The sequence below is a fragment of the Xanthomonas vesicatoria ATCC 35937 genome (assembly GCF_001908725.1).
Lineage (GTDB): Bacteria > Pseudomonadota > Gammaproteobacteria > Xanthomonadales > Xanthomonadaceae > Xanthomonas > Xanthomonas vesicatoria.
In genome coordinates this window covers 2,130,704-2,151,843 of the sequence record NZ_CP018725.1, presented here as the reverse complement: position 1 = coordinate 2,151,843, position 21,140 = coordinate 2,130,704, and the positions used below count along the sequence as shown (strand labels likewise).

Here is a 21,140-nt window from a genome sequence, read left to right as displayed (position 1 = left end):
GCAATCTGGGAGTGCTAGTTGTTTCGGCTTGCGCGGCGGATTCTTGAAGCGCACGGCGTGAAGACGTGCGCTGTAACTGAACACTCAGCCGATTGTCGTGGCGGCCTCATGCACGCATTTCACCCCTTCGCCGCCTGCCAGCGACAGTGTCGCTTCGCCCGCGTGCTCCCAGAACTGGTTGCCCTGGGCGTCGGCAAACCGTTCCCCGGAGGCGGCCTGGGCGCTGAGCAGGGTCAACGTGCGGCCATCGACGCTCAGCTGTAGCGCATCGGTGGCCGGATCGAAGCGGGTCGTGATCGCGCGCTGGTCGCAGCGCCAGGCGACCGACTGGGCGGGAAGGGATGGGCCGGCAGCAGGCGCGGCCGGTGTCGGCGTCTTGCCGGGACGCGGCAGCGGGCCGGTCACGCTGGCGTCGGTGCCGGCCGGAGGCAGGCGGGTGGGGCTGCTGCCGGCAGCGGCAGGCGACGTGTCTGCGGGCCTGGCCGTCTCCGCTGTGGACGGCGGGTTGCCCGCGCTGCAACTGGCGAGGGCAGCGGCCAGCAGGCCGGTGAGCATCAGGGGTGAGGACGTGTGCATCTGCGTACTCCTGCCTGGATGTGACCGCCACCGGGATGGCGGCGATCGAAACATGGTATCCGCCGGGCCGGCACGCGGGCCTGGCGCTGCCGATGCGCCAGCGACCATCCTGCCGGCGCTGCGCCACCGGGCCAACCCGCGCAGCGGTCAGGCCGGCTGTGCCTCGACGCCCTCGCGCTGTAGCGGGTTGGGCAGCGCCTGGCCGTTTTCGATGAAGCCCAGCGACACCGAGTTGAGGCAATGGCGCTCGCCGGTCGGCGGCGGGCCATCCGGGAACACATGCCCCAGATGGCTGTCGCAGCGCGCGCAGACGATCTCGGTGCGGATCATGCCGTAGCTGGTGTCGCGGATCTCGCGCACATGCGCAACATCGTAGGGCGCGAAGAAGCTCGGCCAACCGGTGCCGGAATCGAACTTGGCGCTGGAGCGGAACAGCGGCAATCCGCACAGGCGGCAGGTGTAGACGCCCTCCAGCTTGTTGTCCAGGAACACCCCGCAGAACGGCGCCTCGGTGCCATGGTGCAGCAGCACGCGCTGTTCCTCATCGCTGAGCCCGGCGATCAACGCATCGCGCTGGGCGGGGGAGGGAGGGGTCAGGTCGAACTGGCTCATGTGGGTCTCGCATGCACTCGCCAGCGGAGTGCCGGCGCCTGCACACGTGATGTGGGCACCGGCGGCGCGGTTCAACCGGTACGCCGGGCCATCACACGTTCGCGTCCGTTTTGCGGGCGCGTCGTTACGGCGGAGAAATCCCTTGCCACACCCAACGCGTTCATCGCCCAGCCGGCCCCATGCATTGCCGCCGCGGGCCAACGCCCCCATTGCGGTAGAACATCTCATCCAGGGTACCGACATGGCAATCCACTCTTCGACGCGCGGCGCGCTGCTGTGCGCGCTGCTGATAGCGGCGGGCGCGGCGACGGCGCAGTCGGCCACCAGCACGCGCGCGTCCAACACGCTGCAGCCCATTACCACGCCTACGCCGGCACGGCCAACCGTAACGCCGCCCCGCGCCATGCAACCAGCCCCGGCCGCTGCACCGGTGCCCTCCCAGCTTGGGCAACGCCCAGCTGCGCCAACCATTCCCACCCATGGCCCGGCGCAGACTCCTGTAGCCCCAGCGGGCAGCCAGGTCGCCCCGACAACACCCATGGTGTACGACCGCAACGGCCGCTTGCTCCAGGGCATGCAGCCGGCCGGCGCAAACCGGGTGCTGGACACCAAGACCGGACGCTATTACGACGCGGTGCCCGCTGGCGACGGCATGCGAGTGGTGCGCTGACAGCGGTATGAGTGGCTGCCGCCTGGCGGGCAGCGGCGATGCCGTCAGGCGGCGATGTGGGCAACATGCCGGTGAATGTGCCCTCCGCACTGGCAGCGTCCAGCTGGCAGATGTTTGGCCCACCCATCCGCCATGCCCGGCGGTCGGCGATCAAGCGCTGCAAGCACCGCCACGCCTGCCGGCGAGTCGCACTTCGAGTCCCCCAACCCCAACCTAGCCCTCAATCGGCAACGCCAGCGTCTCTTTCACCTCTTCCATCACGATATAGCTCTTGGATTCGCGCACATGCGGCAAGGTGAGCAAGGTGCTGCCGAGCAGCTTGCGGTAGGACGCCATCTCGCTGATGCGGGCCTTCAGCAGGTAGTCGAAATCGCCGGAGACCAGGTGGCACTCCAGCACGTTGGGCAGCTTCAATGCGGCGCGGCGGAACTCTTCGAAGATGTCGCCCGATTTGTAGGCCAGGCTGATCTCCACGAATACCAACAGGCTGGCCTTGAGGTAGTGCGGGTCTAGCCGCGCGTAATAGCCGGTAATGGCGCCATCGCGCTCCAGCCGGCGCACGCGCTCGGTGCACGGCGTGGTCGACAGACCGACCCGTTCGCCCAGTTCGGTGAACGAAATCCGCCCTTCCTGCTGCAGGATGCGCAGGATCTTGCGGTCGATCTTGTCCAGCTCGCGCGCGCGGGTAGCCATGGGGTTTGTCTCCACAAGATTTGGCAGGAAGTTTCACTGCAAAGGCGAGCCGATTCCAGAAATGGCACTGCCTGGCTCGCAATATACTGCGGCTAACTGTCTCCCTCAGCGCACGGTTGTGGGGGAATACCCTTTCAGGAGAGCGACATGCGGGTGCTCATTCTCGGTAGCGGCGTCATCGGCACCACCAGTGCGTGGTATCTGGCCCAGGCGGGCTGCGAGGTCACCGTGGTCGACCGCCAACCGGCGTCTGCGCTGGAAACCAGCTACGCCAATGCCGGCCAGCTCTCGTTCGGCTATACCTCGCCGTGGGCCGCGCCAGGGGTGCCGGGCAAGGCGATGAAGTGGCTGTTCGAGCAACATGCGCCGCTGTCGATCCGCCCCACCCGCGACCTGCGCCAACTGGCATGGCTGAGCCAGATGCTGCGCAACTGCACCGCCGAGCGCTACGCGGTGAACAAGGCGCGCATGGTGCGGATGTCCGACTACAGCCGCGACTGCCTCAATGCATTGCGTGCCGATACCGGTATCGAATTCGAAGGCCGTCAGCTCGGGACCACCCAGCTGTTCCGCACCCAGCAGCAGCTGGACGCCGCCGCACAGGACATCGAGGTCCTGGCCCAGTACGGTGTGCCGTACGAGCTGCTGAGCCCGGACCAGATCGCGCAGTTCGAGCCTGGCCTGGCCGGCGGCGGCGCGCAGATGGCCGGTGCGCTGCGCCTGCCCGAAGACCAGACCGGCGACTGCCGGCTGTTCACCCAGCGCCTGGCCGAGCTGGCCGCGCAGGCAGGGGTGCATTTCCGCTACGGGCAGCAGATAGAGCGGCTGGAGCATGCCGGCGGTGAAATCACCGGCGTGCAGATCGATGGCCGTCTCGAAACCGCCGACCGCTACGTGCTGGCGCTGGGCAGCTATTCGGCCGACCTGCTGCTCTCGCTCGGCCTGCATCTGCCGGTTTATCCGCTCAAGGGCTATTCGCTGACGATCCCGATCGTCGATGCGCAGCGCGCCCCGACCTCCACCGTGCTGGACGAAAGCTACAAGATCGCGCTGACCCGCTTCGACGACCGTATCCGCGTCGGTGGCATGGCCGAGGTGGCAGGCTTCGACCTGTCGTTGAATCCGCGTCGTCGCGCCACCCTCGAGATGGTGGTCAACGACCTGTATCCCGGCGGCGGCGATCTGGCCCGGGCCGAGTTCTGGACCGGTCTGCGCCCGGCCACGCCGGACGGCACCCCGGTGGTGGGCGCCACCCCGTTCGCCAACCTGTTCCTCAATACCGGCCACGGCACGCTGGGCTGGACCATGGCCTGCGGCTCCGGGCGCTACCTGGCCGACCTGATGCGGGGCCGCACGCCCGAGATCGATACCGAGGGGCTGGACGTGTTCCGCTACCTGTCGCCGCGCAGCGCGCGCCCGCGCCCGCGCCCGCAACGGGAGGCCGCGTAGTGCGTCCTGCGCAAGCGTTGATCGACCTGGACGCACTGCGTCACAACTATCGGCTGGCCAAGCGGCTCGGCGGCAGCAAGGCGCTGGCGGTGGTGAAGGCCGATGCCTATGGCCACGGTGCGGTGCGCTGCGCGCAGGCGCTGGAACCGGAAGCCGACGGCTTTGCCGTGGCCTGCATCGAAGAAGCGCTGGAACTGCGCCAGGCCGGCATCCGTGCGCCGATCCTGCTGCTGGAAGGCTTTTTCGAACAGGACGAGCTGCGCCTGATCGCCGAGCACGATCTTTGGACAGTGGTCTCCACTCCGCAGCAGGTGCGCGCGCTGGCCGAGTTCCAGAGCCCGCGGCCGTTGCGTATCTGGCTGAAGCTGGACAGCGGCATGCACCGGCTCGGCCTGTCCCCGGAGGATTTCCGCGCCGCCTGGCTGCGTCTGCACGGGCTGCCGCAGATCGCCTCGATGGTCTTGATGACCCACCTGGCGCGCGCCGACGAACTGGACTGCAGCCGTACCGACGAACAGGCGGTGGCGTTCGCGCTGACCGCTGGCGGCATGCGTGCGGAAACCAGCATCCGTAACTCACCCGGCCTGCTGGGCTGGCCGGCGTTGCGCAACGATTGGTCGCGCCCAGGTTTGATGCTGTACGGCGCAAACCCGTTCCCGCACGACACCGAGCTGACCACGCAGCTGCGCCCGGTGATGACGCTGCGCTCGCGCATCATCAGCGTTCGCGACCTGCCGGCCGGCGAGCCGGTGGGGTATGGCGCACGCTTCGTGGCCGAGCGGCCGACGCGCGTGGGCGTGGTGGCGATGGGCTATGCCGACGGCTACCCGCAGTTCGCGCCAAATGGCACCCCTATGCTGGTGGATGGCCAGGTGTGCCCGCTGATCGGTCGCGTGTCGATGGACATGCTCACCGTGGACCTCACCGATCACCCGCAGGCCGATATTGGTTCTGGCGTGCAGCTCTGGGGCGATGCGCCGCGCGTAAGCCCGTTGGCGACGCAATGCAATGTCAGCGCATATCAGCTGCTGTGCGGCTTGAAGCGCGTGCCCCGCGTGTATGTGGGCGAGGCTGCAGCAATACGTGAGCCGGCGGCGGTAGGCTAGGTTTCAACAGTGGGCAAAGGTGCAGCGCGGTAAGTCGTGTTTACGTCTTGCAGTGTGAGACGGTAGCGCGCAGCACCGGATGAGGTACGAGCAGAGCCCCGTGAGGTCTGAGCGATACGAGTGCCTCGCCGGTGCGCGCATCCTTGCCCCTCTCCCAAAGGGCGAGGGGCGTGAAGCGGCAACTTACAACCCAGCCGTAGTGCGATCGCCGCGGAACTGCTTGCGCACCCAGTCGTCGATCATCGTTTTCTCAAAACGTAGCGGGTCGCTGTCGGTCAGTCGCGGGCCGCTCATCAGGAAGGCCGAATCCACCAGCTTGCGCTCGCCCTGGTCGATCACCCGGCCATCGGCACCGGTGAGCGTGTAAGTGAAGCTCAGGCGTGGCGGATAGATGTCCTTGACCACGCGCACATCCTGCATACGTGGGCCGTGCCAGGGCTCGTATTGGCCCGCGCGGCGGATATCGGTGATGGTCACGCTCAGGTGCTGACCTTCCGGCAGCTGCCGGGCCGCGCTTTGCTGGAAATGCGTCGCCAACTGCGTCACCCAATCGCCACGCTGTGCTTCCCAGCGGTTGCCGCTGAAGCGCACTTCGGAGAATTCGGCCGGGTCGGTCCAACGTACGTCCACCTTGCCATCGCTGCTCAGCGCGCGTGGCGCCTGGGGGTCGGTGACATTGCGCACGCGCGCCTGCACACCGGTCGCTGCGAGCAGTCCTGCCAGCAACAGGCTGGCGCCGGAAACACTGGAAAGTTTCATGGAAAGCCTCCAAGCGGAAGGTACGTTGCGCACCAGCGGTCATTGCAGTGTGGGGCTGTGCCATCCCTCCCGCAACGCAGATTCCGCCTGGGCTCGTATCCGCGTTGCTGCCCGATTAATCCGCACTGCGGCCGCCATGACGGCGTGCTCACTGCGCCTGCGCCCGCGCTTCACGGCACAGCCCGGAAGATCTGCGCCATGGACACCCATTCTTTCCGCACAAAGTCAGCTTCATCGGCGCCGGCGCACATGCCGGCGGACGTGCGCCTGCAGTTCATCGACTGGGCAAAGCAGCACGGCCATAACCCCGCCACCGGGGCCGCCGCCTTCGTCGCCTTGCAAAGCGAGGTAGATCTCGATCTGGCCACGCGTGCGCTGCATCTGGAGCCCGGCACCGACCCGCGCGATGCGCTGCGTGAGCATTTGGCGGGGCTGGCGCGCCAGGTCGACGTGGCAGTGCAGTTTCCGCCGGTCTATGCCTACACCGCGGCAACGGGGCTGGAGTACCGCTATTCGCTGATGCTGGTGATTGCCGAGGATTGCGTCGAGTGGACCGGGCGGGTTTGGCAGGATCTGGATTACCAGGGAATGCTCACCGGCCGCGGCCAGGGCCCGCGTGCTAATTACACCCAACTGGCGCGCATGGCGCTGGAGCATGAGCTTGATCAGGAGCGCCCACGTTATGTCCAGGCATGAACTCGATCTGGAGTTGCCGATCGGCGCGCAGGTGGCCACCGGTGGATGGCTTCAGCCAGCGCTGCCGTAGTGAATGCACGGAGCTAGGGCTGTCGCGGGTACGGCTCCTGTTGCTGGACTCAGACTACGCGCGCTCCACCGCCTGGCGCGAGGAAGCGCAGCGCTGGATGGACGAACAATTGCGCCGTGAGGGCGAGTGGGTATTTCGCGGGGTGATCGTCGGCATCGTGGTGCTGGCGACCTGCATTGCCCTGGCAGCTGCCACCCTCTGGTGAGTTAGCGGCACGGAGCAAAGCGACAACGTGTGCAACGGAGACGTGAACTCCGGCCGACCCCCGTGCACCCGCTGACGACATCGGGCATGGTTTCATCAGTCCGTCATCCGCTCCGGCAGCATCCGTGGTTTCCGATTTGAGCACCTCCAGCCCCAGTCCCGACCTGGCCGCCGCCTTGCCGGCCGCCATCGCCGAGCCGTTTCTCGATCCGGCGATGTACCACGAGATCTTTCACAATATCGATGCGGGTTTCTGCGTCATCGACATGGTGTTCGAGGGTGACCAGGCGGTCGATTACATGATCCGCACGACCAATGGCGCGTTTGAGCGCTATACCGGTCTGTCCAATGCGCTCAATGTGTCCATCCGCGGCATGCTGCCCGAGCATGAGCAGGAATGGTTCGACCGTTATGGCCAGGTCGCCCGTACCGGCAACCGCATCCATTTCGAAATGCAGGCCAAGGCCTTGCGCCGCTGGTACTCGGTAGATGCCTTCCGGGTCGGTCAGCCGGAGCAGGCGCGGGTCGCCGTGCTGTTCATGGACATTACCGAGCGCAAACGCGTCGAGCGCGAGTTGGCCGAAAGCGAAGCGCGTTTTTCCGCGCTGGCCGACGGCTTGCCGATGCCGGTGTGGGTGCTCGACGCGCAAGGCGTAGTGCGCTTCGTCAATAGCGCCTACGGCGAATTCTTCGGCCTGGATATTTCCAGCGGCACCGTGTCGGCATGGAGCGAGCTGCTGCACCCGGACGACCGGTCGATCTTCCAGTTCGAGCTCTCGGCGGCGCTGGAAGAACAACGCGGGCTGCGCGCGCTGGTACGTGCGCGCCGCCACGACGGGCAGTGGCGCTGGATCGAAATGACCGCCACGCCGCGCTATTCGGCCGATGGACGCTTCATCGGCCTGGCCGGCAGCAGCCCCGATGTGACCGAGCAGCGCGAAATCGAACTGGCGCGCGAGCAGCTGCTGGATTCGGAGCGCAGTGCGCGTAACGAAGCCGAAAGCATGGCGCGGCTGAAGGACGAATTCCTGGCCACGCTCTCCCATGAGTTGCGCACGCCGCTGACCACCATTCTGGGCTGGAGCGAGTTGCTGCTGCAGCGCGTGGAAGAAGGGCATCCCAATTACAAGGGCCTGTCGGTGATCGCCAGCAGCGCACGTGCGCAAAAGCGGCTGATCTCCGACATGCTCGATCTGAGCAGCATGTTGCTGGGCAAGGTGCAGCTGGAAGTCGAGTCGCTGGACCTGGCAGAGCAGGTACGCGAGGCGCTGAGCACGCAGGAACTGGCTGCCGACGGCAAGGATCAGGTGCTGGAGCTACATGTGCCGCCGACGCCGTGTCTGGTGCTCGGCGATGCCACGCGCCTGCAGCAGGTACTGTGGAATCTGCTCTCCAACGCGATCAAGTTCACCCCGGCGCATGGCCGTATCGATGTGACCATCGAGCGCGACGACGGGCATCTGCTGGTGTCGGTCCGCGACTCCGGTGACGGCATTGCGGCCGAGTTCCTACCGCATCTATTCGGTCGCTTCCGTCAGGCCGACGGCACCACGACGCGCCAGCATGGCGGCTTGGGACTGGGTCTGGCGATCGTGCAGCAACTGGTGGAAATGCATGGCGGGCAGGTCGGTGCCACCAGCGGCGGGCGCGGCCAGGGTGCCACGTTTACGGTGCGCCTGCCCGAGCATGTCCCTGATCAGGCCAAGCGCCCGCGCCGCGAGCTGCGTCGGCGGCTGATGTCCGAACAGATCGTCGAAGCGCGTGCGCTCAACGGTTTGCGCCTGCTGGCGGTCGAAGACCAGCCGGACATGCTCGACTACCTGCGTCGCCTGCTCGAAGAACAGGGCGCCGAAGTGGTCACCGCCGGCAGCGCCACCGATGCGTTGGCCTTGATCGATCATCGCGGGCACGCGCGTTTCGACGTAATGCTCACCGACATCGGCATGCCTGGGATGGATGGCTACGGATTGATCCGCACCGTGCGTGACAACCTGGGCCTGGATGGGCAAGCGTTGCCGGCGGTGGCGGTGACGGCACTGGCCCGCGACGACGATCGCAAGCGCGCGCTGGACTCGGGGTTTCAGGAACACCTGGCCAAGCCGTACAGCGTTGCGCAGCTGGTCACCGCCGTGCGTGCGGCGCGCGAAGCGGTGGCGTGATACGGGTGCGACGGTCACCCCGGGCTGCCTAGCATCGTAACTGGCGCAGCAATCGCAGCTGCGTCTGGAGCGACATCGGCGTGCCTGCGCACCTTCAGCGACGCGTCACCGGGAAGCATGGTTGCAGGAGAGTGCCGCGTTTGCTGCCTCTTTCACGCCCAGTGCCCTAGCGTGACGCACTCCACCCCACGGAGAGATCGCGATGCCCAAATACGCCCCGCACGTTTATTCAGAACAGGTGCAAATCGCCACGCTTGAGCACTGGGTTTCCCTACTTGGCGGACAGGAACGTGTGCGCATTGAACTGGATGACGGCAGCATGCTCAGCGGCACCGTCGCCGTACGCCCGACCATCCAGACCTACCTCGACGACAACGACAACGAAGGCCTCAACGGGCAGTTGCGTCTGGATCAGTTAGACGCCTCGCAGGAGCCGCACTGGATCTGGATGGATCGCATCGTAGCTGTGCACCCGCTGCCCCTGGGCGCTGATCCACAGGTCATGCCGTAAAGCGCGTGTGTTGACGATGTATTTACTTCTCTCTGAGCAGTTGCCGGCATGATGGCCGACTGTCGCAACTGTTCAGGATTGGCTCGCAATGCATGCATCCCTGCCCACGCTCATTCGCTGGCCGCTGTCGTTGATCGCGGTCGCCGTTCTCGCCGGATGCGGCGATACCGCCACGCTGGCCATCGAACAGGGAACCGGGCCTGACCCGCAGCTGCCCGAGCCGGTCAAACGGCTGATCCCCACGGTGAAAGTCGCCCCGGTTAAGCGCTGGGCCGCCAATGCCAAGCCCATGGCGGCCGACGATCTGCAGGTCAATGCCTTTGCGCGCGATCTCGATCACCCCCGCTGGGTGTACGTACTGCCCAACGGCGATGTGCTGGTCGCCGAAACCGCCGAACCGCCCAAGCCGGAGGATGCCGAAAGCGGCGGCGGTCTACGCAAGAAGGTGCAGGGGGCGGTGATGAAGAAAGCCGGCGCCGTGGTGCCCAGCGCCAATCGCATCACTCTGCTACGCGACGCCGATGGCGATGGCATTGCCGAGGTGCGGACGCAGTTCATCAGCGGCCTGTTCTCGCCGTTCGGCATGGCATTGATCGGCGAACGCTTTTACGTGGCCAATGCCGACGCACTAGTGAGCTTTCCGTACAAGCCGGGCGACACGCATCTCAGCGCCAAGCCGACGTTTGTGGCCAATTTGCCCGGCGGGCTCAACCATCACTGGACCAAGTCACTGCTGGCAAGCGCCGATGGCAGCAAGCTGTACGTGGGCGTCGGTTCCAACAGCAATGTGGCCGAAAATGGGATGGAAGCCGAGCTCAATCGCGCCGCAATCCTGGAGATCGACCCGACCAATGGTAGTAGCCGCGTGTTCGCCAGCGGGCTGCGCAACCCGGTGGGCACCGCGTGGGAACCGCAGAGCAAATCGCTCTGGGTCGTGGTTAACGAGCGCGACGAAATCGGCAGCGATCTGGTACCGGACTACCTGACGTCGGTGCGCGACGGCGGATTTTATGGCTGGCCGTACAGCTATTACGGCCAGCATGTGGATGAGCGGGTCACACCGCAAAACCCGGAACTGGTCGCCAAGGCGATCAAGCCCGATTACGCACTGGGGCCGCATACGGCTTCGCTCGGTTTGACCTTCTCCAGTGGCAGTTTGCTGCCGGAGCGGTTCCGCCAGGGTGCCTTCATCGGTCAGCACGGTTCATGGAATCGCGATCCACCCAGCGGCTACAAGGTGCTGTTCGTACCGTTTGCCGATGGCAAGCCCAGCGGAACCCCGATCACCGTCCTCGATGGATTTCTCGATGCCGAAGGCAATGCCCAAGGTCGCCCGGTGGGAGTTGCGGCGGACAACAGCGGTGCCTTGCTGGTGGCCGATGATGTCGGCAATGTGATCTGGCGGGTAACACCGAAGGGGCGGTAAGCGGGCGGTTCGCCGACGTTGTCCCTTCTCCCCTCGGGGGAAGGCGCACCGTGAGGGCGTATGAGGGCACATGTGTGGCCGCTTGGACGCACGGTGTAACGTGGCTTTGCCCAGTTTCCTCAGCTCATTCCTTCTTCCGAGGGAGAGGGGTTTGGTTTATCGCCGAATGCTGCGCAAGGCCGGGCCTGCTGACGCGCCACTTTGATCTGGCGGTTGCGCTTGGCGGACAAGAAAGTTGCGCCGATGTCGAGAACGACAGTAAAAAAACCGGGCAGGTGCCCGGCTTTTTCGGATGTGCGGCACAGGTAGCGTTGTCAAAACACGGAATCCCGTGGGCGATCACTCGGATGACCTAGGCCGGCAGACGTGACGGCCAAGCGAGACTCCTTGCAGTTGGGCTGGATGCGCCTTTCAACAAGCTGCAGCCATCAGGCACGGGCTACAACGCAGCGATTGCACGTATTGCAAAACGCACGGCGGCCGCCTGACTCAGCGCGGTGGCTCCGGAGACGCACTGAAGCGACGTGCATAACCGCGCTCCTCGGTGATGCGGCTGATGTCGTCGTCGGCCATTTCCGGCGCGCCGTAAACGGCGTACGCGACACTGCCGTCTTCACGCTCACCGACCTGATGCAGGCGGTAGCGAGGGCGGCCAGCGCCGGTGTTTTCCGGGTAATGCATGGGTGGCGGCGTGTCGTCCAGGTCCATTTCGCTGTTGTCGACAACACCACCTACAAACAGGGCTCGCATCGCGTATCTCCGGTGTGGGCTTGGATTCCAGCCTAGGCCGGCAGATGTTGCGTACGCATCAACGGTCTGTGTAAGTCGTGCAAGGCAATTTGTTCGCATGTCACGGAATGGACGCGTCGCGTCAGCACGTCGCGAGCCGCCATGCGGCCGGGTCAGATCGCGCGGCGAGAACGGGCGCCGGGCAGCGCTCCCTTACAATGGCGGTCTGTTCACGACTCGATGATCCGATGGCTGGCCCGCCCGATGCACCGCTTCAAGCCCTGTTCCTGCCCTTCGCCCAAGGCGCGCTGCCGTGGCCGACAGGCCCGGTCCTGTTTCTGCGCGCGCGCGATGGTTTTCCATTGCGTGAGCATGCATCCGCCGACGCGCTGATCTGCGAGCAGAGTTTTCGCCCGTTTGCGCAGGCACTGGAGGGCAGCGGCTGGCGCGTGCGCGAAGAGAGCGAGATCGAGGCCGACAGCACCCGTTATGCGCTGGTGCTGGTGCTGCCGCCGCGGCAGCGCGAAGAAGCGCGGGCGCTGTTTGCACGCGCGCTGGCGCTGACCGCGCCCGGCGGTCGAGTGGTGGCGTGTCAGTCCAACAACGAGGGCGCGCGCTCGGGCGAGGCCGATTTGCGCCAGCTGGCCGGCCTTGCCGGCAGCCTGACCAAGCACCACTGCCGCACCTACTGGACCGCGCCGCTGCCTGCCGACACCGATGCCGCGCTGCAGGCGCGTTGGGCTGCGCTGGATGCGCCGCGCAAGATTTTGGATGGGCGCTTCGTCAGCCGCCCCGGCGTGTTCGCCTGGGATCGTATCGACCCTGCGTCGGCCTTGTTGGTCGAGCACCTGCCGGCCACCCTGGCCGGACATGGCGCCGACCTGGGGGCGGGGTTCGGGTATCTCTCGGCCGAAGTACTGGCGCGCTGCCCCAAGGTCACCGCGCTGGATCTGTACGAAGCCGAGGCGCGCGCACTCGCGTTGGCGCGACGCAATCTGCACGACATCGCGCATCCGGCGCAGCTGCAGTATCTCTGGCACGACGTCACCGCCGGGCTGGGGGCGCAGTACGACTTCATCGTCAGCAACCCGCCGTTCCACACGCCCTCGCGCGCCGATCGCCCGGACATCGGTCAGCGTTTCATCGCCGTGGCCGCACAGGCATTGCGCCCGGGCGGGCAGCTGCTGCTGGTCGCCAACCGGCATCTGCCTTACGAGCAGGTGCTCAACGAAAGCTTCGGCCAGGTACGCGTGGCTGCCGAGCGCGACGGCTTCAAGTTGATCGCCGCCGTGCGCGGCAAGGCGGCACGTGCATGAAACTGGTCAAACACATCGCCAATCTTGGCTACGGCAGCCGCAAGCAGGTCACTCAGCTGTTTCGCCAGGGGGCGGTCACCGATGTGCAGGGCGAGGTGCTGTATGCCGACGATCAGGTGGAGCACGACGCCATCCGTATCGACGGCGAGCCGCTGGACCCGCCGCCAGGTTTCAGCCTTTTGCTGCACAAGCCAAGCGGTTACACCTGTTCGACCAAGGACACCGGCCGGCTGATCTACGAGCTGTTGCCACCGCGCTTTCGCTCGCGTGCGCCGGTCCTGGCACCGGTAGGGCGGCTGGATCGCGACACCAGCGGCATGCTGCTGATGACCGACGATGGCGCCTTGCTGCACCGGATCATTTCGCCCAAATCCGCGTTGGACAAGGTCTACGAGGTCAGCCTGGCCGAAGACCTGCGTGGCGATGAAGCGGCGCTGTTTGCCAGCGGCACGTTGCTGCTGGAGGGCGAAACCAAGCCCTTGCTGCCAGCCGAGCTTGAGGTGCTTGGCCCACGCCAGGCACGCCTGACGCTGCATGAGGGCCGCTATCATCAGGTGCGCCGCATGTTCGCCGCCGCCGGCAATCACGTGGCGGCATTGCACCGCAGCCGTATCGGCGGCTTGTCGCTGGACGCGTTGCCTGCCGGGCAATGGCGCGCATTGGATGCCAGCGATCTGGAGGTGTTGTTCGGGCGTGGAGCGGCTGCATGACGGCTTTTACGCCGCTGACGTTTCGCCCGCGGGCGGTGATCTTCGATATGGATGGCCTGATGCTCGACAGCGAGCGCGCCATCACCGCCTGCCTGGCACAGGCCGCAGACGAGCAGGGGCTGACAATCGAGCCGGCGTTCTGGTTGCAGATGGTGGGTACCGGCGATGTAGCGTGCCGCCTCCTGCTTGGCGAACGCGTCGGCGACGCCGCTGCCGACCGCATGCTGGCGCGCGCGCAGCTGCTCTATGACGCCGTTGCCGAACGCGGTATTCCGCACCGGCCCGGCATCATTGCGTTGCTGGAGTATCTGGTGGCGATCGGCATGCCGCGTGCGGTGGCCACCTCTACGCAGCGACCGCTGGCGTTGCGTAAGCTGCAAGCGGCTGATCTGCTGTGGCGCTTCGATGCGGTGTGCACGGCCAGCGATGTGCGGCATCCCAAACCGGCGCCGGATATCTACCTGCTGGCAGCGCAGTCGCTGGGCGTGGACCCTGCGCACTGCCTGGTGCTGGAAGACTCGCCTACCGGCGTGCGCGCGGCATTGGCGGCAGGCATGACTCCGATCCAGATCCCGGACCTGCTCGAACCCGATGCAAACGTGCGCGCGCTGGGCCATCGCATCATGCCGTCGCTGAGCGATGCGCAGCGCCTGCTGGAGGCGCAGCTGTCGGGCTGATCACGGGTATGGGCGCGCGTCCGGAACGGCATCCGGGCCGTAGCGCTCGAATGCCAGGTGCAGCAGCGCGCGCCGGCGATCAGTCCGCAATGCGTCGGGGTGATCAGTGCGAACCACCAAAGCCCTCTTCCCGCCGGGAGAGGGGTTGGGGTGAGGGTACGAGCAAACCGACGCAACCAATGCCTGCACAAGGCAGAGCGTAGCGATACCGATGTGGCTGCACGACACGCCGCCAACATCCAGATTTCCGTCTCACCGACGCAGTGCATGCAAGCACCACAGATCGCCAAGAGTGCGTGTCTTTGCCACGCATCAGCACGTTGCGCGGTGCGTCACGCCAACACCATCAGCAATATGCCCTCACACGTACTGCATCTTGCGCGACATGCCGCCGTCGACGACGAAGTCCTGGCCGGTGACGAATCCGGACAGCTGCGGCGACAGCAGATACACCGCCAACTGCGCGATGTCTTCCGGCGTGCCCACACGTCCGGCCGGGTGCTGCGCATGGTCGCGTCGCGATAGTTTGGGCGCACGACGACGTTGCGGCGCACGCCAGGCATCGGTACTGATCCACCCCGGGCTGATGCTGTTGACGCGCACCTGCGGGCCCTCGCTCAACGCCAATGCATGAGTGAACGCAACCAGGCCGCCCTTGGCCGCGGCATAGGCTTCGCTATGCGGCTCCGATTGCCAGGCGCGGGTGGAGGCGATGTTGACGATCGCACCACCGCCATTCGCCTGCGTCAGTGCAGGCAGGGCATGTTTGCTGCATAAAAACGCGCCATGCAGACTTGCCAGACGCCGGTTCCAGTCATCCCACTCCAGCTGTGGTAACGGCGCAACGTGCGGGTCCGGGACACCGGCGTTATTGACTAAGCCATCGAGCCTGCCGAAGCGCTTGCGCGCAGTGGCGATCAAGCGCGCGGCCTGCGTCTCGCGCGCGGCATCGCAACGCACGAATGCGCTGCGTCGCGGCAGCGCCCATTCCTGCAGACAGGCCTTCCCGGCGTCGGCATCCAGATCGCCGATCACCACGCTGCCACCGGCACCGAGCACGGCCTGCGCAATGCCGCGCCCGATGCCTTGCGCGCCACCGGTGATCACCACCACGCGGTCCTGCAGCGGTGACGGGTTCCATGCGGAAACAGCGGGAATCAGAGCCATGGTGTGCGCGCTAATGGAAGGGTGCGGCACTGTAACGCGCGGCATGTCAGCGCTGCAGCAACGTCAGGCATGCGTGCGACAGCGACGCAAACCCGCTTTTTACCGGTCCTTCAAGGGACTAGTTCTGTCGCCGCGGGTGCTGGTAGTCGGTCCGTTGCTGCACGCACCGGCGCGCCAGCGGCAGGCGCGCTCAGTGCTCGGCGCCGTTCAACACGCGGTCCCAGCCCGCATGGCCCAGCCGTTCCAGCGTCTGGATATTGCGCTCGACAATCACGTCCGGATCCGGAAACGCCGCCACCGCACGCTCCACGCTGTCCTCGCGCAGCAGATGCAGCGTCGGGAACGGCGAGCGGTTGGTGAAGTTGGCCACATCGTCTGGCGCGGCGCCTGCAAATTGATAATCGGGGTGAAAGCTTGCCACCTGCAGGATGCCTTGCAGGTCCAGCGCATCCACCGCTGCGTCGGCGTTGTCGAGAAAGTCGTTGTAATCCAGAAAGTCGGTGAGCACGTCCGGATGTACGATCAGCGTGGTGTCGATCTGCTCGGCCGGCGTGTCGCGCAGCAGCACCAGTTCTTCGGCCAGTTGTTCCAGCAGCGCCTCGGGCGTGCTGGCATCGCTGAGCACCAGCCGCACCTGATCCTTGACGTACACCGCCTTGGCGAACGGGCACAGGTTCAGCCCGATCACCGCACGCTCGATCCAGGTGCGGGTCGCGGTCAACGGATCGGGCGTGGCAGAGGTGGTGGTCATCGTGGCGGTAGCGTGCTGGCGCGCCAGTGTATGCGATCGCTGCGGGCGCGGCCGCTCAGGGCGATTCAATGGCGATGATGCAGCAGACGCAACCGGGGCGATCCGGCGCATGCTGCTGCGAGAGCTCCGTGCCCAATGACGTGCCGACCGCGTCCGCCACCACGCAATCAGCGTGGGGCGTTCTGGTCGCTGCGCGGTGCATCGCCAACGTGCGTCCCGACATGCGCACGCAAAAACTCCACCGACACCTGTGCAACCTGCTCGGCCAGCGGCGTCTTGTGCGGGGAACCGATGGCATGCGCACCGCTGTCGAAGGCAATCGCCTGCTTGAGCGGTGCAGGCGTGCCCAGTGCTTCGAACATGGCCAGCATCGCCGGCACCGAGGCAATCTGATCTTCGTCGCCATTGGGCGCGCGGTAGTAGCCCAGCAGTACCGGGCAGCGAACCTGCGGCCACGGCGGCGCGGCGGCCAGTGATTCGAACACGCCGCGCAATGCGCGAAACCCGTCCGGGTGGATGCTGTCCGACCAATGCGCCAGTTCCGCCGCGCTGCGCGGGTACGGGTCGGCGATCGGTGCATCTGCGTCGCAGAGCCGATCGAGCAACCCGACATTGACCGGCTGGATACCGGGCGACCACGCCACCACCGCCGCAACCTGTTCGGGATGTTGAGCCGCAAGCCAGAGCGCCAGCGTGCCGCCCATTGAAGAGCCAACAATCGCCACGCGTTCGCCCATGCATCGCGCTTGCGCCAGCGCCTCCAGCGCAGAGTTGTGCAACGCCGCCGTCGTCAGCCCCCGCATCGCGTCAGGCGCGCTGCGTCCATGGCCTGGCCAGCGGTGCACGTAGCCGTTGGCACCCAGCGCATCGGCCATCTGTTCGGGCAGCGCGCCGGCCTCGCCCGGGCTTGCAGAAAATCCATGCAGGAACAGCAGCGCCACCGGGGTGCGCGTCCGGGTAGCGCTGCGCCAATGCAGGCGCGCCGCATTGCCGGGCTTCAACTCAGCGCGGTCGTCGGTGTGCATGGTGGGCGAGCAGTGCGAGCAATTCGTGCGCGTTGATCGGTTTGGACAGGTAACCGGCCACGCCGGCGGCGGCCGCGTCGCGCATCGAATCGGTGCGGGTGTCGGCGGTCAGCACGATGATCGGCGGTAGCGCGGCAATCGCCTCGCGCGCCTGGCCCAATGCATCCCAGCCCGCGGTGCCGGGCATATGCAGATCGAGAAACACCAGGTCCGGCGCTGCCTGGGCAATGCGCTGCACCGCATCGGTGCCATCGACATGAAAACTCACCCGGTGACCGGCGCGCGTCAGCAGGTTGCCGATCACCAGGCGATTGGTGTCCATGTCCTCGAAAACCAGGCAATGCAGCGGCGGCACTGTCTGCGCGTGGTGGGCCAGCGCATCGCGCAGGCCCAATGTGCGGGTGCCGTCGGCCGCAGCCACCGGTAGCTCGAAGATCCAGCGGAAGATGCTGCCCCCGGCAGGGTTGTCGCTTACCGTCAGGCTGCCGCGCATCGCATCGGACACCGACAAGGCGATATACAGCCCCAGGCCGACCCCGCCCTCGGCGCGGCTGAATCCCGTGCTGAGCTGGCTGAACGGGGTAAAGATGTAGGCCTTCTTGTCATCGGGCACGCCAATGCCGGTGTCGGTGACTGTCGCGGCGATGGACCAGTGCTGCTGGGTCTGGGTGGCTTCGATCAGCAGATCGACCGCGCCACCGGCCGGAGTGAACTTGATCGCATTGATGACCAGGTTGCTGATCACCTGCTCGATGCGGCCCTCGTCGCCCAGTACGTACGGAGTGTTCGGTGCCTCCATGCGCATGCTCAGTGACACGCCCTTGGTGGAGGCGGCCGTCGCGCACACTGCTTTGACGGTGGTCAGCACGTCCAGCATGCTCAGTGACTTACTCTGCAGCTGCAGTCGTCCGCCGTCGATGCTGGCCACGTCCAGTACTTCATTAACGCGATGGCGCAGCGCCGTCGCGTTGACGGTCACGGCCTGTATCAGGTCGCGCTGCTCGGACGGCATGCTGTCGGTCTCGATCAGCTGCGCGCAATTGATCACTGCATTCAACGGCGTGCGCAGTTCATGGTTCATGGTGCTGATGAAGCGGCTTTGCGCATCGCGCGAGGCCAGCGCCTGCAGCGCCACTTCCTGCATCGCCAGCACGATACGCGCCACCAGCAGCGGCAATACCATGCTGAGCGCCACCGCATAGACAAAATACGCTGGCCGCGACAGCCAATAGCCGCTGGGCGCGGTCAGCAGCATCAGCACGAAGGTGCTGAGCAGCACCGGCAAGGTGGCGCGTTGCCCATAGCGGGCTACCGCAGCGATGGTGATGAACGGCAGAAACGCGTTCAACGACATCAACAGGATGAAGGCCAGCGTGGTCTGGATGCCGATGAACACCAGGTTCATCGCAAAGCCCATCGCATCCAGCCAGTCGCTGGCTGGGATGATCCGGCGCCGCACCAGCACCATCCACGCGACCGAGATCACCCACAAGGTCACCGCGGTGGGGAACACGTTATGCGCATCCTTGACCAGCACCGGCTGCGGGCCATACAGCCACCCCAGGCACCACAGGGTCACCATGGTTTGCACGATCACGCGGCCAACGCAGGCGCGGTATTCCAGGAACGACTCGAACAGCCGCACGAGTCTGTCGTTACGCAACTGCCTGGCCGCCAGGATCAGGCCGGGCGCTGCGCGGTCGGGAGTGCTACGCATCAGGGTCCACGTCGTCGATGGGAAGGGTACGCCGGTAGCGCTTGACCAGTAGACCTGCGGCGGTGGCCACGGCGGTGAAGCGCTGCGCAAGCGTGTCGCTCGACGCGTCGCGTTCCACGTCGGCACGCAGCTGGTCGCATGCCTGGAGCAATGGCTGCGAGCCGGTCAATGAGATGGTGTTCTTCAACGAGTGGATCTGTTCCAGCGCGTGCTCCTGGCTGGTGTCGGCATCGCCCAGCGTGCAGCGCGCAATGGCGCGTTCGATTTCCACCGCGAAGGCGTCGGCAAAGGCCGCCGCAGCCACCGGGTCGAGACCGGCCATGGTATGCAGCGTCGATCCGCTTTCGATCTGCGGTTGCGCGTACACCTTGGCCGGCTGCACGCCGCCTGCAGCAGGCGCACTGGCCCGCCTGGCGTGCAGGCGATGCAACAGGCGAGTGAGCAGGAAGCGCATCGCGCCGCTTAGACCTGCGGCCTGCGGCGGCGAGGGCGATCGCCGCATGGGAACAGCAGGCGGTAGCAGCCCCACTGCGCGGCGCCGCAACGCACTGCAGGCGCCAGCATGTCCGCGTCGGCCACCGCGCTCACCGGCAATCGCTCAGCCACGCTCAGTCGCGGAAGTTGTCGAACTGCAGCGGCTGCTCGAAATCGGCCTTTTTCAGCAGCGCGATCGCATCCTGCAGGTCGTCGCGCTTCTTGCCGGTGACGCGCAGCTTGTCGCCGTTGATCTGGGCTTCGACCTTGATCTTGGCTTCCTTGAGCTTGGCGACCAGCTGCTTGGCCTGCTTCTGCTCAAGGCCCTGTTTGACGGTGACCTTCTGCCGCGTGCCGGCCAGATTGGTTTCCACGTCGCCAAAGTCCAGGCAGCGCACGTCGATACTGCGCGCCAGCAGGCGGGCCCGCAGGATGTCGGTCATCTGCTTAAGCTGGAAGTCGCTGGGCGCGGACTGGTTGATCACCTTGCCGTCTTCCAGTTCGAACTTGGCTTCCACACCCTTGAAGTCAAAACGTGTGTCCAGTTCACGGTTGGCTTGGTCCACCGCATTGGTCAGTTCGTGCTTATCGACTTCGGACACCACGTCGAAGGAAGGCATGCAAAGCTCCTGTTGTCTGAAAACAGCGGCCATTCTAGGCCATGGCGTCGCCAGGCCCGTCATCGGCGCATGGCGGCTGGCGCGCTGCGGCGACGATAATGCGCCTATGCCCAGCACCCGCTCTCCGCTTCCCGCCATCGCCTGGATGGTCGCCGCCGTCGCCTGCTTTTCGCTGATGGATGCAGCGATGAAGCTGCTGTCGGCGCATTACCCGCCGTTGCAGGTCACCCTGTTGCGTGGCGCCGCGTCGCTGCCGTTCGTGCTGGTGTGGGTCTTCGCCACCGCCGGGCCGCGCGCCATTGTGCCGGTGCGCTGGGGCCTGCATCTGCTGCGCGGTGCATTGGGCATGGCGATGATCGGCTGCTTCGTCTACGGCCTCAAGCGCATGCCGCTGTCCACCGCCTATACCCTCTATTTCGTGGCGCCGTTACTGGTGGCTGCCTTGTCGGTGCCGCTGCTGGGCGAGCACGTGGGGCCGCGGCGCTGGACGGCGATTGCCATCGGCCTGGTCGGAGTCATTGTGGTGCTGCGACCGGGCGTGGGCGGGTTGGTCTCGCTGCCTGGTCTGATGGTGCTGCTGGCGGCCACGGCCTATGCCATCGCCGCGGTCACGGTGAGCCTGCTGACCCGCACCGACACCCCGCAGTCCATGGTGGTGTGGTTCCTGCTGTTCATGGCGATCGGCGCCGGGTTGCTGGCCATCCCTGGCTGGGTGCCGTTGCAGGCCAGCCACGGCTTGCTGATCGCCGGGATGGGACTGGCCGGCGCGTTGGGGCAGGTCGCGCTGACCCAGGCCTTCATGCGGGGCGAAGCGTCGATGATTGCCCCGCTCGAGTACACCGGCCTGGTCTGGGTGATCGGTTGGGACTGGCTGCTGTGGCAGACCCTGCCCGACGGCTGGACCTGGACCGGGGCTGGCATCATCGTCGCCAGCGGCCTGTATTTGTTGCGCCGGGAGCGGATACGCAAGTCAGATCGCCCGTTGCCGCTGGAGCGGCCGTGATTCGGGATTCGGCATTGGGA

Annotated in this window: 22 protein-coding genes and 1 pseudogene; 12 read left to right on the top strand and 11 right to left on the bottom strand. The window is 66.0% G+C overall.

All coding sequences use genetic code 11. The features are described 5' to 3' along the window. Positions 1-84 precede the first annotated feature (84 nt). Positions 85-576, bottom strand: a complete 492-nt coding sequence (locus BJD12_RS09345) for an MliC family protein (protein WP_074059362.1) — start codon at positions 574-576, stop codon at positions 85-87. 147 nt (positions 577-723) lie between these two features. Further along, entirely contained in the window at positions 724-1,188 is a 465-nt protein-coding gene (gene msrB, locus BJD12_RS09340) for a peptide-methionine (R)-S-oxide reductase MsrB (protein ID WP_005992152.1), read from the bottom strand. A 241-nt stretch (positions 1,189-1,429) separates the two neighbouring features. On the opposite strand from msrB, the gene BJD12_RS09335 reads away from it, so the two are divergent. Further along, positions 1,430-1,858 carry a hypothetical protein gene (locus BJD12_RS09335; RefSeq protein WP_039422738.1) on the top strand — a complete coding sequence of 143 codons (429 nt, stop codon included), beginning with the start codon at positions 1,430-1,432 and terminating at the stop codon, positions 1,856-1,858. Positions 1,859-2,071: 213 nt separating this feature from the next. Here BJD12_RS09335 and BJD12_RS09330 read toward each other — a convergent pair whose 3' ends face one another. After that, the gene (locus tag BJD12_RS09330) at positions 2,072-2,551 is read right to left on the bottom strand and encodes an Lrp/AsnC ligand binding domain-containing protein (RefSeq protein WP_005992148.1); all 480 of its coding nucleotides are present in this window, start codon (positions 2,549-2,551) and stop codon (positions 2,072-2,074) included. 147 nt (positions 2,552-2,698) lie between these two features. Between BJD12_RS09330 and BJD12_RS09325 the strand changes: the two genes are divergently transcribed. Together BJD12_RS09325 and alr are read left to right on the top strand one after the other, a co-directional pair. Beyond that, positions 2,699-4,000 (top strand): D-amino acid dehydrogenase, encoded by a 1,302-nt coding sequence (locus BJD12_RS09325; protein WP_005992146.1) that lies wholly within the window; start codon positions 2,699-2,701, stop codon positions 3,998-4,000. Next, positions 4,000-5,106, top strand: a complete 1,107-nt coding sequence (alr, locus tag BJD12_RS09320) for an alanine racemase (RefSeq protein ID WP_005992144.1) — start codon at positions 4,000-4,002, stop codon at positions 5,104-5,106. The genes BJD12_RS09325 and alr overlap by 1 nt, the downstream gene beginning before the upstream one ends. Positions 5,107-5,289: 183 nt before the next feature. Here alr and BJD12_RS09315 read toward each other — a convergent pair whose 3' ends face one another. Beyond that, positions 5,290-5,865, bottom strand: coding sequence for a DUF3016 domain-containing protein (locus tag BJD12_RS09315; RefSeq protein ID WP_005992142.1), 576 nt, complete (start codon positions 5,863-5,865; stop codon positions 5,290-5,292). 249 nt (positions 5,866-6,114) lie between these two features. Between BJD12_RS09315 and BJD12_RS09310 the strand changes: the two genes are divergently transcribed. The 5 genes and pseudogenes from BJD12_RS09310 to BJD12_RS09290 all read left to right on the top strand — a co-directional run bounded on the left by BJD12_RS09310 (position 6,115) and on the right by BJD12_RS09290 (position 10,931). After that, on the top strand, positions 6,115-6,561 hold the full coding sequence (locus BJD12_RS09310) for a hypothetical protein (protein WP_005992140.1): 447 nt from the start codon (positions 6,115-6,117) through the stop codon (positions 6,559-6,561). Then, positions 6,548-6,836 (top strand): annotated as a pseudogene (locus BJD12_RS23775) (hypothetical protein). The gene BJD12_RS09310 and the pseudogene BJD12_RS23775 overlap by 14 nt, the downstream one beginning before the upstream one ends. A gap of 124 nt (positions 6,837-6,960) precedes the next feature. Continuing rightward, entirely contained in the window at positions 6,961-8,994 is a 2,034-nt protein-coding gene (locus BJD12_RS09300) for a PAS domain-containing hybrid sensor histidine kinase/response regulator (protein ID WP_039422740.1), read from the top strand. 202 nt (positions 8,995-9,196) lie between these two features. After that, positions 9,197-9,505 carry a DUF3247 family protein gene (locus BJD12_RS09295; RefSeq protein WP_039422742.1) on the top strand — a complete coding sequence of 103 codons (309 nt, stop codon included), beginning with the start codon at positions 9,197-9,199 and terminating at the stop codon, positions 9,503-9,505. Between the two features lie 88 nt (positions 9,506-9,593). Beyond that, positions 9,594-10,931, top strand: coding sequence for a PQQ-dependent sugar dehydrogenase (locus BJD12_RS09290; RefSeq protein WP_005992132.1), 1,338 nt, complete (start codon positions 9,594-9,596; stop codon positions 10,929-10,931). A 489-nt stretch (positions 10,932-11,420) separates the two neighbouring features. Here BJD12_RS09290 and BJD12_RS09285 read toward each other — a convergent pair whose 3' ends face one another. Continuing rightward, positions 11,421-11,681 (bottom strand): hypothetical protein, encoded by a 261-nt coding sequence (locus BJD12_RS09285; protein ID WP_074052541.1) that lies wholly within the window; start codon positions 11,679-11,681, stop codon positions 11,421-11,423. Between the two features lie 227 nt (positions 11,682-11,908). Between BJD12_RS09285 and BJD12_RS09280 the strand changes: the two genes are divergently transcribed. The 3 genes from BJD12_RS09280 to BJD12_RS09270 are packed head-to-tail and all read left to right on the top strand — an operon-like array spanning position 11,909 to position 14,363. Continuing rightward, positions 11,909-12,976, top strand: a complete 1,068-nt coding sequence (locus BJD12_RS09280; protein ID WP_005992129.1) for a class I SAM-dependent methyltransferase — start codon at positions 11,909-11,911, stop codon at positions 12,974-12,976. Next, entirely contained in the window at positions 12,973-13,686 is a 714-nt protein-coding gene (locus BJD12_RS09275) for a pseudouridine synthase (protein ID WP_005992127.1), read from the top strand. The genes BJD12_RS09280 and BJD12_RS09275 overlap by 4 nt, the downstream gene beginning before the upstream one ends. Then, entirely contained in the window at positions 13,683-14,363 is a 681-nt protein-coding gene (locus tag BJD12_RS09270) for an HAD family hydrolase (protein ID WP_005992125.1), read from the top strand. The genes BJD12_RS09275 and BJD12_RS09270 overlap by 4 nt, the downstream gene beginning before the upstream one ends. A 360-nt stretch (positions 14,364-14,723) precedes the next feature. Here the strand turns inward: BJD12_RS09270 and BJD12_RS09265 are convergent, their stop codons facing one another. The 6 genes from BJD12_RS09265 to BJD12_RS09240 form a co-directional block, all read right to left on the bottom strand. Next, the gene (locus BJD12_RS09265; RefSeq protein WP_005992122.1) at positions 14,724-15,530 is read right to left on the bottom strand and encodes an SDR family oxidoreductase; all 807 of its coding nucleotides are present in this window, start codon (positions 15,528-15,530) and stop codon (positions 14,724-14,726) included. Between the two features lie 190 nt (positions 15,531-15,720). Continuing rightward, complete coding sequence (locus BJD12_RS09260; RefSeq protein ID WP_005992120.1) at positions 15,721-16,281, bottom strand: DUF1415 domain-containing protein; 561 nt, start codon at positions 16,279-16,281, stop codon at positions 15,721-15,723. Between the two features lie 167 nt (positions 16,282-16,448). Beyond that, positions 16,449-17,306, bottom strand: coding sequence for an alpha/beta hydrolase (locus BJD12_RS09255; RefSeq protein ID WP_005992118.1), 858 nt, complete (start codon positions 17,304-17,306; stop codon positions 16,449-16,451). Next, positions 17,284-19,023 (bottom strand): ATP-binding response regulator, encoded by a 1,740-nt coding sequence (locus tag BJD12_RS09250; RefSeq protein WP_005992116.1) that lies wholly within the window; start codon positions 19,021-19,023, stop codon positions 17,284-17,286. The genes BJD12_RS09255 and BJD12_RS09250 overlap by 23 nt, the downstream gene beginning before the upstream one ends. After that, positions 19,016-19,477 carry a hypothetical protein gene (locus BJD12_RS09245; RefSeq protein WP_005992114.1) on the bottom strand — a complete coding sequence of 154 codons (462 nt, stop codon included), beginning with the start codon at positions 19,475-19,477 and terminating at the stop codon, positions 19,016-19,018. Before BJD12_RS09245 ends, BJD12_RS09250 begins: the two co-directional genes overlap by 8 nt. A 154-nt stretch (positions 19,478-19,631) precedes the next feature. Then, positions 19,632-20,117 carry a YajQ family cyclic di-GMP-binding protein gene (locus BJD12_RS09240; RefSeq protein ID WP_005992110.1) on the bottom strand — a complete coding sequence of 162 codons (486 nt, stop codon included), beginning with the start codon at positions 20,115-20,117 and terminating at the stop codon, positions 19,632-19,634. A 106-nt stretch (positions 20,118-20,223) separates the two neighbouring features. Here BJD12_RS09240 and BJD12_RS09235 point away from each other — a divergent pair, with 106 nt between their 5' ends. Further along, entirely contained in the window at positions 20,224-21,120 is an 897-nt protein-coding gene (locus BJD12_RS09235) for a DMT family transporter (protein ID WP_039421815.1), read from the top strand. The last annotated feature ends 20 nt before the right edge of the window (positions 21,121-21,140 follow it).

Excerpts from the sequence above, each read along its gene's own strand:
- BJD12_RS09345 (WP_074059362.1), bottom strand. The coding sequence starts at position 576 with ATGCACACGTCCTCACCCCTGATGCTCACCGGCCTGCTGGCCGCTGCC.
- msrB (WP_005992152.1), bottom strand. The coding sequence starts at position 1,188 with ATGAGCCAGTTCGACCTGACCCCTCCCTCCCCCGCCCAGCGCGATGCG.
- BJD12_RS09335 (WP_039422738.1), top strand. The coding sequence starts at position 1,430 with ATGGCAATCCACTCTTCGACGCGCGGCGCGCTGCTGTGCGCGCTGCTG.
- BJD12_RS09330 (WP_005992148.1), bottom strand. The coding sequence starts at position 2,551 with ATGGCTACCCGCGCGCGCGAGCTGGACAAGATCGACCGCAAGATCCTG.
- BJD12_RS09325 (WP_005992146.1), top strand. The coding sequence starts at position 2,699 with ATGCGGGTGCTCATTCTCGGTAGCGGCGTCATCGGCACCACCAGTGCG.
- BJD12_RS09315 (WP_005992142.1), bottom strand. The coding sequence starts at position 5,865 with ATGAAACTTTCCAGTGTTTCCGGCGCCAGCCTGTTGCTGGCAGGACTG.
- BJD12_RS09310 (WP_005992140.1), top strand. The coding sequence starts at position 6,115 with ATGCCGGCGGACGTGCGCCTGCAGTTCATCGACTGGGCAAAGCAGCAC.
- BJD12_RS09295 (WP_039422742.1), top strand. The coding sequence starts at position 9,197 with ATGCCCAAATACGCCCCGCACGTTTATTCAGAACAGGTGCAAATCGCC.
- BJD12_RS09290 (WP_005992132.1), top strand. The coding sequence starts at position 9,594 with ATGCATGCATCCCTGCCCACGCTCATTCGCTGGCCGCTGTCGTTGATC.
- BJD12_RS09285 (WP_074052541.1), bottom strand. The coding sequence starts at position 11,681 with ATGCGAGCCCTGTTTGTAGGTGGTGTTGTCGACAACAGCGAAATGGAC.
- BJD12_RS09280 (WP_005992129.1), top strand. The coding sequence starts at position 11,909 with ATGGCTGGCCCGCCCGATGCACCGCTTCAAGCCCTGTTCCTGCCCTTC.
- BJD12_RS09275 (WP_005992127.1), top strand. The coding sequence starts at position 12,973 with ATGAAACTGGTCAAACACATCGCCAATCTTGGCTACGGCAGCCGCAAG.
- BJD12_RS09270 (WP_005992125.1), top strand. The coding sequence starts at position 13,683 with ATGACGGCTTTTACGCCGCTGACGTTTCGCCCGCGGGCGGTGATCTTC.
- BJD12_RS09265 (WP_005992122.1), bottom strand. The coding sequence starts at position 15,530 with ATGGCTCTGATTCCCGCTGTTTCCGCATGGAACCCGTCACCGCTGCAG.
- BJD12_RS09260 (WP_005992120.1), bottom strand. The coding sequence starts at position 16,281 with ATGACCACCACCTCTGCCACGCCCGATCCGTTGACCGCGACCCGCACC.
- BJD12_RS09255 (WP_005992118.1), bottom strand. The coding sequence starts at position 17,306 with ATGCACACCGACGACCGCGCTGAGTTGAAGCCCGGCAATGCGGCGCGC.
- BJD12_RS09250 (WP_005992116.1), bottom strand. The coding sequence starts at position 19,023 with ATGCGTAGCACTCCCGACCGCGCAGCGCCCGGCCTGATCCTGGCGGCC.
- BJD12_RS09245 (WP_005992114.1), bottom strand. The coding sequence starts at position 19,477 with ATGCGCTTCCTGCTCACTCGCCTGTTGCATCGCCTGCACGCCAGGCGG.
- BJD12_RS09240 (WP_005992110.1), bottom strand. The coding sequence starts at position 20,117 with ATGCCTTCCTTCGACGTGGTGTCCGAAGTCGATAAGCACGAACTGACC.
- BJD12_RS09235 (WP_039421815.1), top strand. The coding sequence starts at position 20,224 with ATGCCCAGCACCCGCTCTCCGCTTCCCGCCATCGCCTGGATGGTCGCC.